This window comes from Pseudomonas sp. Nvir, assembly GCF_963778085.1.
Lineage (GTDB): Bacteria > Pseudomonadota > Gammaproteobacteria > Pseudomonadales > Pseudomonadaceae > Aquipseudomonas > Aquipseudomonas juntendi.
The window spans coordinates 4348646-4360279 of the sequence record NZ_OY970405.1; the positions used below are offsets into that span (position 1 = coordinate 4348646).

12 protein-coding genes are annotated in these 11634 nt (G+C 59.3%); 11 read left to right on the plus strand and 1 reads right to left on the minus strand.

Translation table 11 applies throughout. The annotated features are described in order from the left end of the window. Positions 1–24: 24 nt before the first annotated feature. The 11 genes from AACG97_RS20945 (at position 25) to AACG97_RS20995 (ending at position 10855) form a co-directional block, all read left to right on the plus strand. Positions 25–720 carry a DUF2857 domain-containing protein gene (locus tag AACG97_RS20945; RefSeq protein WP_023660699.1) on the plus strand — a complete coding sequence of 232 codons (696 nt, stop codon included), beginning with the start codon at positions 25–27 and terminating at the stop codon, positions 718–720. Beyond that, positions 717–2018 (plus strand): STY4528 family pathogenicity island replication protein, encoded by a 1302-nt coding sequence (locus tag AACG97_RS20950; RefSeq protein ID WP_023660700.1) that lies wholly within the window; start codon positions 717–719, stop codon positions 2016–2018. Before AACG97_RS20945 ends, AACG97_RS20950 begins: the two co-directional genes overlap by 4 nt. After that, on the plus strand, positions 2011–2733 hold the full coding sequence (locus tag AACG97_RS20955) for a prepilin peptidase (protein WP_055985449.1): 723 nt from the start codon (positions 2011–2013) through the stop codon (positions 2731–2733). Before AACG97_RS20950 ends, AACG97_RS20955 begins: the two co-directional genes overlap by 8 nt. A gap of 692 nt (positions 2734–3425) precedes the next feature. Beyond that, complete coding sequence (locus AACG97_RS20960) at positions 3426–4151, plus strand: PFL_4669 family integrating conjugative element protein (RefSeq protein WP_023660701.1); 726 nt, start codon at positions 3426–3428, stop codon at positions 4149–4151. A gap of 26 nt (positions 4152–4177) precedes the next feature. Continuing rightward, positions 4178–4693: a DUF3158 family protein gene (locus AACG97_RS20965; protein WP_370691251.1), complete on the plus strand. Its 516-nt coding sequence runs from the start codon at positions 4178–4180 to the stop codon at positions 4691–4693. A gap of 14 nt (positions 4694–4707) precedes the next feature. Then, on the plus strand, positions 4708–5220 hold the full coding sequence (locus tag AACG97_RS20970) for a single-stranded DNA-binding protein (protein WP_103463304.1): 513 nt from the start codon (positions 4708–4710) through the stop codon (positions 5218–5220). 198 nt (positions 5221–5418) lie between these two features. Then, positions 5419–5805: a hypothetical protein gene (locus AACG97_RS20975; protein WP_103463305.1), complete on the plus strand. Its 387-nt coding sequence runs from the start codon at positions 5419–5421 to the stop codon at positions 5803–5805. Between the two features lie 417 nt (positions 5806–6222). Beyond that, on the plus strand, positions 6223–6420 hold the full coding sequence (locus AACG97_RS20980; protein ID WP_023660706.1) for a CrpP family ICE-associated protein: 198 nt from the start codon (positions 6223–6225) through the stop codon (positions 6418–6420). A 120-nt stretch (positions 6421–6540) separates the two neighbouring features. After that, positions 6541–8451: a DNA topoisomerase gene (locus AACG97_RS20985; RefSeq protein ID WP_103463306.1), complete on the plus strand. Its 1911-nt coding sequence runs from the start codon at positions 6541–6543 to the stop codon at positions 8449–8451. 137 nt (positions 8452–8588) lie between these two features. Further along, entirely contained in the window at positions 8589–8891 is a 303-nt protein-coding gene (locus AACG97_RS20990) for a hypothetical protein (protein ID WP_232555043.1), read from the plus strand. Beyond that, entirely contained in the window at positions 8888–10855 is a 1968-nt protein-coding gene (locus tag AACG97_RS20995) for a DEAD/DEAH box helicase (RefSeq protein ID WP_103463308.1), read from the plus strand. The genes AACG97_RS20990 and AACG97_RS20995 overlap by 4 nt, the downstream gene beginning before the upstream one ends. On the opposite strand, the gene AACG97_RS21000 is transcribed toward AACG97_RS20995, so the two are convergent. After that, the gene (locus AACG97_RS21000; protein ID WP_103463309.1) at positions 10845–11597 is read right to left on the minus strand and encodes a DUF6710 family protein; all 753 of its coding nucleotides are present in this window, start codon (positions 11595–11597) and stop codon (positions 10845–10847) included. The genes AACG97_RS20995 and AACG97_RS21000 overlap by 11 nt on opposite strands. Positions 11598–11634: the final 37 nt, after the last annotated feature.

Here is an 11634-nt window from a genome sequence, read left to right on the forward strand (position 1 = left end):
TGAGATGAATGGGAGGGAGTCTCAATGTCCAAGTCAACACTTAACGAAGCAGTTCTGTCGCAGCTTCTTGACCTGATGCGCAATGGCCAACTCCAGCGCTGTGTGGAGATGGGGGTTGAACCCGAGGTGCTGGGCCAGATCCAGCATCCAACAGTACTCAGCCTGCTCCGCAACACACCGGTCAGTTGGGTCAACGTGTCTATCAACAGCTCGATGATCCTCAAGCTTCTGACCGGGGCTGCTCGCTCAGAAGAGGAAACCCGCCTTATTGAGCGGGCAATCCGCTTGGGTGCCACTACAAGCTTGCTCAACAAGTTCTTCGGGCTCACACCTCAGGAGATCGCCCTTCAGCGTACCGTCATTGGGGTTCGAGCCCCGCGCGGACGTTGGCCCGAGCTTTCCGAGGATCAAGATCATCATATTTGGCACCGCTGGACCAAGTTGATGGGTGAAAACCGAGTGGAGCTCGAGGACAGCCTGGCCATGCTCGACGTTGCCATGCTGGTTGCAGAAGAACTGAGCACAGATGGCTTAACGCTTGCGCAGATCTGGTCTCGTATCACTCAGTGGATCGAACAAGGCCTGTATCCCAGCAGCAAGGAAAAGTCCCGAGTATCTGAACGTCGACAACTCACTCTGCTGGACGAGGGTGGCATACGCCGTGTCGAGGACTGCTGCCCCGCCTCCGCTCACTTTGGAGAAGGCGAACATAGAAAATGAAGCTCGCACGGTTCCCGATTTCCACGCTCCTAGATTCGGCCTCGGGGCAACTCGAGGCCCATGTACAGAAGAAGAGAGCTGAGGACACCGCCCCTACTGCTGCACCTGCTACCCCCTACTCCGGGATCATATTCAGCGGTAATCCGCATGAAACGGTCCCGCGTAAGCTCCTGCTCGACAATCGGCTCACCCCCTTGGAACGTAATTGTTGGCAAGTATTCCGATTACTTGTCAACGAAGATGGCATCACTGCCTTCCCCACCTATGACCAGCTACGGCCATACTTGGGCATGAACCCAGGGAAACATGCCTCTCGAGAAACCGTGGCAAAGGCCCTCACCGTGCTCCGTCTAACTCGTTGGTTGAGCTTGGGTAGGACCGTCCGCAATGAGATCAACGGACAGGTTCAGGGGAATGTCTATCTGCTCCACGACGAGCCAGTAACACCGGCAGAGGCCCTGGAGTTCGACAAGGACTACATGACCTTGCTGATGCAATCCATGGAGCATCAGAACAAAGCGATCAAGGACATCGCAGCGATCACCTGGCGCGAATTCACCAGCGATCCCGACGTGGGCCGACGCCTTCCCTCGCGCATTGACACGATTAGCGATCGGCTGAATGCCCAGACTTGGGCTGTAGAGACCAAGCATAACGCGCTGCCCGCACCTGAGTTCGGAATCCGAACTCAGCAAGATTTAGCCCCGGAAGGACTGAGTTCGGAATCCGAACTCAGTGAGAACTCAGCGAAACAGGGAGATCTTCCCCTCAGTTCGGAATCCGAACTCAGCCTAAAACCGCTGAGTACACCCTCAGTTCGGAATCCGAACTCTGACAGTACGTATACAAATACAGACAAGTCTGTATCTAAAAGCTTTGTACAACCGCGCGAGAGTGCAGGTGTGAATTGGTTGCTTGCCCTGGATCTTCTCAAGCCAGAGGACCGTGTGAAAGCACGAGAGATTATGGGACCTGTACCGGAGCATGTCCGAGAGGCGGTGATCAACCAGTGGAAACATCGATGCACAACTGGGAGCGTGGCCAAGCCACTTGCATACCTGACGACCCTTGCTGGCAAGGCCATCCGGGGCGACTTCAACGCTGAGTGGAATCCTTCAGCGCCCGCCGCAACTCCGACGCCAACGCCTCCACCGGCACGGACGGTTGCACGCCCTGCCCAGTCCCCCGCCCAAAAGCCGGCACCGACAGCAACCTCGATGCAGACAGCGAACTCCGCCCTGACTTCGCTCCAAGCCCTGCTTGACCCACGTCGCCGCGAGGAGTCCACCGATGAGTGAGTGGATGGGGCTTGAGATCACCCTAGGGCTTGGCTCCATCGTTTTGGGCATGCTGGCCGGTCGCCTCAGTACTTGGGTTGCCTGCTGGTTGCCTGCTTTCCTCGAGCAACAATGGCAGCGGGATGCTCGGGAACTACTCGGGCTGGATCTCGATAATCCTTGCGAGCTTCAAACGACCGGATCTCCGGTGCGTGGAACCTGGGCCGCGCAAATCGGCTGCGCTGTCTTGTCGTTAGTGGTGACGGTGCATTATGGGCCAACCATGCAGGCATTCTTTGCCCTGGTGTTCACTTGGTGTCTTCTGGCTTTGAGCTTGATCGACAGTGAACACCATATGCTGCCGGATGCGCTGGTAATACCCATCCTCTGGATCGGTCTCGCACTCAACTCCTTTGGAGTTTTCACGACACTGCACGAGGCACTTTGGGGCTGTGCCATGGGCTATTTGAGCCTTTGGTCAGTTTTCCACCTGGTCAAATTCATTACCGGCATAGAAAGCCTGGGCGCTGGCGACTTCAAGATGCTGGCCCTAATTGGGGCATGGACTGGCTGGCAGGCACTTCCCTGGACAGCAGGTTGTACCCTAGTACTTGCAGCCCTGGCATGTGGATACCTCAAGCTGCAAAAAGCTCTGTCCAGCACCTCAAGAATTCCTTTGGGTCCGTTCCTGGCGATGGCTGGCTGGGCAGGCATGCTGCTGCCACATCAATGGTAGGGCGTGTTGCCACTGGCAACACCATCCACCGATGCCGCCCATCTGAGCGGTGCTCCCGCGGGAAAACAGCCCGCCACTCATCGGCCCGAACAACTTCTCCACTGTTGCCACTGGCAACACTACGCACAGCCAACCAGACACACGGTCTTCACCCGCGTCGACAGTGACCGGCTGTTGCCACTGGCAACACTATGCACAGTCCAACCAACACACGGTCTTCACCGGGGGGGCGACGGTGGCCGACTGTTGCCACTGGCAACACCAAGCAGCGCCGACTGCCAGGCGGTCTTCACCGGCGCCGACGGTTTGCCCACTGTTGCCACTGGCAACACTATGCACAGTCCAACCAACACACGGTCTTCACCGGGGGGGCGACGGTGGCCGACTGTTGCCACTGGCAACACCAAGCAGCGCCGACTGCCAGGCGGTCTTCACCGGCGCCGACGGCTTACCCACTGTTGCCACTGGCAACACTACGCACAGCCCAACCAACACACGGTCTTCTCCCGGGGGCGACGGTGACCGGCTGTTGCCACTGGCAACACCTCATAGTGGTGCAGGCCACATCTCCAAGGCACCGTTAAACCAATGACAAATCCAGCACACCGGGTTCTTCATTTATTACTGCGCCACAAACGGCCCGACAGCAGCATGGACATCGTTCACCCACCTTATATAAGGAAACCATGTCCATGGCTGACAACTATCAGCTCAACATCGGCTCCCTCAGGAGCCAGGTCCAGCTGACTCTCCACACTCACCATGCCGCCCGAATCTGGCTGGGTCGCCAGAAGACCGACGACAAACACAGCATTCTTGGGCTGGCTGGCTTCTGCCTCAAGATCAACCAGATCGATCGCGCCGCAGCGCAAGACGACCCGTACTCCGACTGGTGGATGATCAGGATCGAGGAGAAAATCCAGGAGGTAGATGATGCCCTCAAGGCCATCGACAGCCGCCTTGATGGAGTGATGGCCCAACTCCCCAAAGCACTCGAAATCGGCGAGAACCTCTCCATCCAGCCGCTGAAGCTGCCGCTCTTCATCTCCAACCCGCTGGGCTTCAAGGGCGTCCATCTACTGACTCAGTACGACGAAGTCGTCCGCCGCATCCTGCTGGCTCAGCACGTCGCCATGATCGGTCGCCGCGATGGCGAGATCTGGATCGATGAAGGTGCTCACCTGCTGCGCAGTCTTTTTGGGCTGGCCCAGCTCCATCGCTTCTCCGGCGCATCGCGTGACGACTTCGCCGCCAACAATGCCCGGGCTGAAAACGCGCGCGAAATGTACAAGCGCTACGGCGATATCCCCCAGGACATCCTGGAAGGCACCCGCCGCTCGAACTTCGCCCCGCCCATCCGCCGTGGCTCCGCAGGCCCGGTCGAGGATGTGGATGACGAATTCGAAGGCGAGGCATGACGCTCATGCGATCGGACACCCGACCAATGGAGGCACTGCAACAGAGTGCCTTCAAACCGCTGCAACAGGGTGCCTATCAGGGGCTGCAACAGAGTGCCTCACTAAAAGGCCTTTTAAAGCCCTTTAAAGGTAAGGGGGAGCTGGTCCAGTTGGCGGAGCAGTGCGCATCGCTGGAGGCGGGGCTGCGCACCCTTACCCAGGAAGTACTGGCCCAGGTTCGCCAACATCCATTCGCTCTGCTGCCCGTCAGGCTCATCGAGCAAAACACAGCAGCTGGCACAACCTTTCTTCGCTGGCAAAGCGTGCAAGAGCGGCGCATGGGTGTCGGCGTATGGGCTCAGATGGTTCACGCCCCCAAAACACCAATCCACTTGCTGCAGGACCTGTTTGCCCTGGAGCAACACCGAATCACCCTGAACATGCAGATCAGCCTCATCCACTCCATCGGCAAACAGGCCGCCGAATGCGCAGAAAAGATGGGGCAGGCCGAAGCCGAATATCAGGCTCGACTGCAGCAGGTCATGAACCCACCTCAACACTGAACGGGAGATACACCATGGGTACACCAGTAGTTTGGGAAGGCAACGTTGGTAACGCCGCTGAGCACCGGTCGTTTGCCAACGGCAACAAAGATCCGCGGCACATGCTGCGACTCAATGTGATGTTCGACAACTCGATCCCTGATGGCCAGGGTGGCTACAAGGATCGTGGGGGGTTCTGGTGCAACGTTGAGTGGTGGCATCAGGATGCCGAGCGCTTTGCTGAACTGTTCCAGAAAGGTATGCGGGTCTTGGTCATTGGCCGGGCGATCATGGACACCTGGAAAGACAAGCAAACGGGTGAAGACGTTTCGGCGCTGAAGGTCGAGGCAAGCCGCATCGCGATCCTCCCGCATCGTATCGAACAGATCACCCTGGCATCGAACGGCAATGGTCAGCGTCCGGCCAATCACCAGCAAGGTCAGGGGCGCAGTCAGACCAGCGGCGGCCACGCTCAAAACGTTCCTCAGCCGAGCCCCGACGACATGCGCCACTACAGCGATGGCTTTGACGACGACATCCCCCTGTAGCCCCCCCTTAATTTGGCGCGCCACATCGCGAAGCTCCTGGTGACAAGGACGTCACTTCGAGTTTCCCCTCCCTTCGATGGGGTATCTCCACGGCATTCTAGCCACAGCCTGGCAGGCGATTTTTCAGGCGCCTCTCGTGAAGTCACTGGGGGCAAGGACGGATCGTCGCCACCTCATTCCGCTTCGAGGTATCGCCCCATGCACCACGACTACCCGGAATATCCATCCGTCAAAGCGACTGTAGACCCCTCGCGCTACATGGATGCCGTTCGAGCTCTCAATGGCGTCCGCCAGGTCTTTTGCGACGGCGAATCCATCATGCTGCCGGAGGCCGAAGTGGAGGCCATCGAAATGCTTCGCCTCCGGTTCAATGCCACCTTTGAGTATGGGCAGGCCGAGGAGTATGAGTTTGCGACCAAAGCCCGGGATGCAGGGGTGAAAGCTGAGCTCCTTCGACTTGGGCAGGCAGTTTGCGACATCACAGGTCAACACGCTGAGGTGATGGTTCGTGCCGCACTGGAGGACCCCAGCGCTACGCTGCTGGCATGGTCGGCGCTCTACCGCTCAAGCATGATTCCCCACTAGCTGTGGCACACGGGCATTGGCGTGAGAGCTATTTTCAGGCGCGCCACTCGTGAAGTTTCCGGAGACAAGGACGGATCGTCGCTGTCCCTTCCTCTGAACCTGGCGTCTGATGCTTCACATTACCGGCGACAAGGACCTTCTGTTGCGGCCGCAGCTCGTGAAGCTCCTTCGACGAGGACGCGAACTCGTAGCCGAAGGGGCGCTGCAGGCAGCGCTTGCCCAGGTCAGGGGGAATTTGAAATGCCAGCGCTGGCAAATTACCATTGCCTGAAGGTATCTCCGCTCTACGGCTGCTAACTTGTATCGAAGTGAGCCACGGGGTCGTAAAAAACGCCCTTGTCGGGGAGTTGCTGGTGGCCAGGTCGTTTGAGGCGTGACTCGCCCGGCGTGAACAGTGGCGCTGATGAGGAACAATCGATGCAGAACGAAGATGCGCAGGAGCGAAAAGCGGACAGGCGCCAGTTCAATAACCCCCATCCTGCGGTGGAGGCTGCTGGGGTTGAAGCCGCCGAGAAAGGGCTGCCCATATATGCCTGCCCCTACAAGCACCCTGCCATGCTTGCCTCCTGGCTGAAAGGGTACAAGCGCGCCCAGCAGCTCACCCTCAATTTTTGACCCTTCCTCCGTGGGCCTGAGCCCTACCGAATTCCCTCCCTTCCAGTTGACCATTTCGCGTTGTGCCCTCCCCGGTCGGCGGCAAGAGTGCTCCCTGATTTATCTGTGCAGGGACACCCTATGAAACTCATGATCATCGAGGCACCGGGCAAGCTGAAGAAGCTTGGGCCCATGATGAAGAAGATCCGCCCTGGCGAGCACTGGGTGGTGGTGGCATCTGGTGGCCACATCCGTGATCTCCCCCAATCGGGTCAGGACCACACGATGATCACAACCGGCGTCTTGAAGACCCTTCGTCCGGTCTACGAGATCCTGCCCAAGAGTGCCCGCAACGTCAGCACCATTCGCAAAGCGCTCAAGGACGCCACGGAGGTGTACATCGCCACCGACCCGGACCGGGAGGGGGAAAGTATCGCCTGGCACATACAGCAGACGCTGGGGATCCGCGAGTACAAGCGAGTCACGTTCAATGAGATCACCCAAGCCAGAGTACGGGAGGGCCTGGCCAATGCACGGAGAATCGATGGGCAACTCGTTGCCTCACAAGAGTGCCGGCGAGTGCTGGACCGCCTGGTGGGATACCTGGTCACGCAGGAGCTTCGCAGAGTCCTGGGCCAACCTACCTCCGCTGGTCGAGTTCAATCACCTGCCCTCTACCTGGTGGTGTTGCGCGAGCGTGAAATCAGGAACTTCAAGGTGGTCCACCACTTCGGGGTAGAGCTGACCTTCAAGGACGAAACCACCGGTATGGACTGGACTGCCGTATGGCAACCGATCCCCGACTTCGCGAGCAAAGAAAACCCCTATATTCAAGACGGCACACTCGCGGCAAGAGTTGCCGCAACACGCGCGGTAATTGTCGAGTCATGTGAAGACGGAAAGAAGCGGCGCCCGCCACCCCCACCGTTCATTTCATCCACCCTGCAGCAGGCAGCCAGCGTAGCGCTGAAATGGGACCCGGACAAAACCATGCAGATCGCGCAGCGCCTGTACGAACAGGGCGTGATCACCTATCACCGGACGGATAACCCCAACTTGGCCGATGAAGCCATGCCAGATATCCAGGCAGCGGCTCGCAGACAAGGCCTCGACGTTGTTGACGAGCGCCGGACGTTCAAGGCTGCGGATAGCGCCCAGGAAGGTCACCCCGCAATTGCGCCAACCGCCTGGGAGGATGAAGTTGCAGGCGAGTCTGCTGATGAGCAAGCGCTGTACAAGCTCATCCGGGTCAGGGCGCTGGCCAGCCAGCTCGCAGACGCCATCTACGACGTGCGCATGGCCAAACTGCTGGCCAGGGGACCGGATCAGAGGCCTCTGCGCTTCGCCGCGACTGGCAGCACTGTCGCCTATCTCGGCTGGATGAAGCTTTTGCAGAAGGACGAGACGGATGAAGAGTCGACCGACATCCCCAAGAATCCGGTGCCGGTGCTCGAACCCAAACAGATCCTCAGCGTGCTTCAGGGTGAGGTGCTCAACCAGAAGACGAAGGCGCCGGCACGCTTCACCAAGGCAAGCCTGATCAAGGAGCTGGAGCGACTGGGGATCGGACGCCCCAGCACGTTTGCATCGATCATCAAGAACATCACCGGCAAAGGCCTGGTCGTTGAGGAGAAGCGCAAATTGGTCCCTGGCCCGTTAGGGGTGAGCACCATCGACCAGTTGGAGGGCCGCTTCAGCTTCGTCGAACTGGCGTTCACCAGTACGCTGGAGAAGGACCTGGACCGAATCGCACGGGGGGATGAGCAGTACGGCTCGGTGGTTGCCAAGTTCTTTCAACATCTCCAGACGGAGCTCGCAGCCCTCCGCCAGGCGCCCACAGTGGCGATGAAGGCGCGTTCGCCTGAAGCTTCATCAGACACCCAGGGCGGCCATTCCTGCGGCAAGTGCGGGATGCCACTGGCGCGCCGCCAGAAGCGCGGTGATGGGGGTTACGACTTCTGGGGATGCACCGGGTACAAGGTGAACAACTGCCGTGTGAGCTACCCCTCGGTGAGCGGCAAGCCGGATATGTCCAAGCCCAGGGGCATGTAGCCGAAATGCTTCGGGGGCGGTAATCCATTTCTCCTGTAGCCGCTCTCCCCCAGCTGCCAATCTGCTCGCTCTTACGGGTGCGGGCAGGCGCACCTTGAATGATGACGTGTTGACTACTCATCCTCCCGGAGGTGCTTGTGGCTCGTTCCAAGAAAGTCATTGATCGGCTGAAGGCCGAGCAGGCGAACAATCCGAAGATCCCCCATTATGAGTCCCGGCCAGGTGAGTCATGCTGGCCGCTACAACCTGACGACATCAAGACCGCCGGGTACTGGAAGCAGGAACGCAGACGTGTGCCGAAGGGAGCAGAACCAGCTGCGTATGTAATCAGTGGCCAGGGAGGATCACTCCACGGCTCAGTGCTCTTAACCCGTTGGGGCGCGGCCTACCACCACGACCAAACGGTGCCGATGAAGCCCAAGGGCGAGGACGCCAATTGAAACGACCACGCCTCCTCAACAGCCAGCCAGTGTTGCTCGAAGCCGCCGTGTTCGACGGCTACGACATGGGCATCCTCATGCCGTACATTGAGGGCGCAAACAAGGTCATGTTCGCCCGTAGCGGGTTCTTCATTCGCCGCGGCGATCACCCACTCTGCCGTTATTGGCGCGTGCCCAAGGCCAAGTTCATCGACGAGCTGGACCTGGTGTACCACCAACTGATCGAGCTGGCCGGTGGCAAGGTCACTGAATCATGGCAGGCATTCCGCCAGAAGATCGAGAGCGCACTGGCCAACCCACGCCGAGACGCTTTCATCTCCGGAATGCTGCTGCGAATTGCTCCGCTAGCCGACGGCGGTGTGCTGCTGTCCGGAGATTATCATCCTGGAGTCGTTGCAGTGGCCCGCCGGATGCGGGGAGTGTTCCTGGGCAAATCCAGCTCGTGGCGAGTCAACGCCACCGCCGAGATCCTGCGCAGCAACCTGGTCCTGGAGCTCGGTCTTGTAGAGGATCAGTTCGAGATCCTGGACGTTGTACAGGAGCTCCTGAGCGATGGCTCTGTGACTCCAGCAGCAGACATTCCGCGCATCAGCCTGGGCGGTACTCCTCAGGAACCCTCGACAGCCGCCAGCGGTGAGGAGAGCTCCAACGACATCTACCTCGCTGCCGTCTCGCCGATCGAACGCACCGAGTTCTCAGATGCCACGATCGCCCAGGCCCTGGTCGGCTATTCCCTGCTCGATCACCAGCCTGCTGGCATCGCTCACCTGCTCCAGCGCACCAGCGCACTGCTGGCTGATGATATGGGCCTCGGCAAGACGCGCCAGGCCATCATCGCGGCGCATATCAGTGCAGCCGGTCGCCCGATCCTGGTGGTGACCCTTTCCTCGTTGCTGATCAACTGGCAGCGCGAAATCCTGGCGGTCTACCCCGACGCGACAGTCGCTGTGCAGAAGCACGACCCGCTGGTCCAATGGATGCTGATCAACTACGAGCGTCTCGGCGACTACGTGCTGCTGGCTGAGCATTACCACGTTCTAGTGGTCGACGAGGCGCACCAATTGAAGGAGCCGACTGCCGAGCGTACACGCCATGGCTTCGATATCGCAGCCAAGGTGCCGAATCGCTATCTGCTGACAGGAACGCCTGTCCTCAATCGCGAGACGGAGCTGCACACCCTGCTACGTCTATCGGGGCACCCGGTCGGCCAGTTGCCCCTCAGCGATTTCTGCGAACGCTTCGCCGGCAGCCCAGAGTTCCGGCAAAACCTCCGGGCAGAACTGGGCGACTGGATGCTTCGCCGGCGCAAAGACGTTCTGCCCGGGCTCAAGGGTAAGCACCGGCAGTTGCTGCCCGTGGCGATGGGGGTGGAGGAGCGGAAAAAGTACGACAGCATTCGCCTCGAGGACAGGCCCATCTTTGCCAGGCTCGGCGCGCTTCGCCATTACCTGGAACAGGTGAAGGTCAGAGTCGCTATGGACCTGCTGGGCGAGCTGGACCCCGAAGACAAGGTTATCCTGTTCTGCGAGTTCAAACCCACCGTCGCGCACCTCAAGGAGCTGTGCGATGCAGCCGGTATCGGGAACGTCACCCTGGTCGGCAGTGACACACTCACCAAACGACAGAAGGCGATCGACAAGTTCCAGGGCGCCCCCGACTGCAGGGCTTTCATCTGCACCACCCAAGCCGCCGGTACCGGCAACAACCTCACGGCCGCCAACTACGTCTTCTTCCTGGGTCTGCCCTGGACACCCGGACAACAGGATCAGGCCGAGGACCGGGCGTACCGGAATGGTCAGCTCAGGACGGTGATCGTGAAGATCCCCCTCGTGGAGAACAGCATCGATCAGCAGCTCTGGCAGATGCTCTTAGCGAAGCGCCAAGTCAGCTTGGAGCTCATTGAACCGGAAGAGCAGCAGGACGCCTTGGCCAAGGCTATGCTCGCCGCGACCATCAGCCAGTAGATCCGCGTGGGAGGTCGATCAGCAAGCGTGCGATCTCCCAGGCCCATCCAAACTCAACGTAGATTGGTGAACCATATTTGTCGCCGGTCTTCCGACAGACCCAGCATTCGCCATCAAAACGCACTCCCCTGATGATCTCGGTAACGTCATAAACATCATCAGGTAAGAGCACCCCTTCCCCGCCCAGAATGCCTTGGGCGATCGAATGGTTACCGCCGTTGACCCAAGCTATGTTCAATGGCTGCATCAGGGTCACGCTATGGTTTGGATCCTGCACGAACGCGCCGAGCTCACGCCCCTCCCCGATCATGCCGAGGCTGTTGAGTATGCTGCTTTCCGACCACAGAGTCGGGATTACCATGTCACTGGCCAACCGGATACTTGAGCTCTGATCCACTGGCCGACGGCAATTCTTCAGCAGAAATGCAGCCCAAGTGCCGTTATCGGCGTAACCATCCCACAGCCCACCAAGTGAGCTCATCCAGTGCAGCGACTGAGGGCCCGCATGCCGAGGTCGAAGCAGTGCGTCTCGTAAGTGGATGGCCTGAACGGGCCTGAGCACAATTTTTATGAGGTCTTCCAGGCCGCGCCGATTGTGTTCAGCGCTGAGACTGTTCGCCCAGTCCATCAGGTGTTCGAAAGCGGCAATTCGACTGTCGAGCATTATCACCTCCGTTGATCTTTTCCAGTTCGAGGTCAGGCCAACCTCGGCGCCCAAAGCGGCAACTTGCTTGCGTTCCATCAAGCGCGCCGGAAATTCTAACTCTGTGTGATATTGA

Bases quoted from the DNA above. Each gene is read 5' to 3' on its own strand.
- AACG97_RS20955 (WP_055985449.1), top strand. From the start codon at position 2,011: ATGAGTGAGTGGATGGGGCTTGAGATCACCCTAGGGCTTGGCTCCATC.
- AACG97_RS20945 (WP_023660699.1), top strand. From the start codon at position 25: ATGTCCAAGTCAACACTTAACGAAGCAGTTCTGTCGCAGCTTCTTGAC.
- AACG97_RS20960 (WP_023660701.1), top strand. From the start codon at position 3,426: ATGGCTGACAACTATCAGCTCAACATCGGCTCCCTCAGGAGCCAGGTC.
- AACG97_RS20980 (WP_023660706.1), top strand. From the start codon at position 6,223: ATGCAGAACGAAGATGCGCAGGAGCGAAAAGCGGACAGGCGCCAGTTC.
- AACG97_RS20950 (WP_023660700.1), top strand. From the start codon at position 717: ATGAAGCTCGCACGGTTCCCGATTTCCACGCTCCTAGATTCGGCCTCG.
- AACG97_RS20985 (WP_103463306.1), top strand. From the start codon at position 6,541: ATGAAACTCATGATCATCGAGGCACCGGGCAAGCTGAAGAAGCTTGGG.
- AACG97_RS20965 (WP_370691251.1), top strand. From the start codon at position 4,178: ATGGAGGCACTGCAACAGAGTGCCTTCAAACCGCTGCAACAGGGTGCC.
- AACG97_RS20970 (WP_103463304.1), top strand. From the start codon at position 4,708: ATGGGTACACCAGTAGTTTGGGAAGGCAACGTTGGTAACGCCGCTGAG.
- AACG97_RS20975 (WP_103463305.1), top strand. From the start codon at position 5,419: ATGCACCACGACTACCCGGAATATCCATCCGTCAAAGCGACTGTAGAC.
- AACG97_RS21000 (WP_103463309.1), bottom strand. From the start codon at position 11,597: ATGGAACGCAAGCAAGTTGCCGCTTTGGGCGCCGAGGTTGGCCTGACC.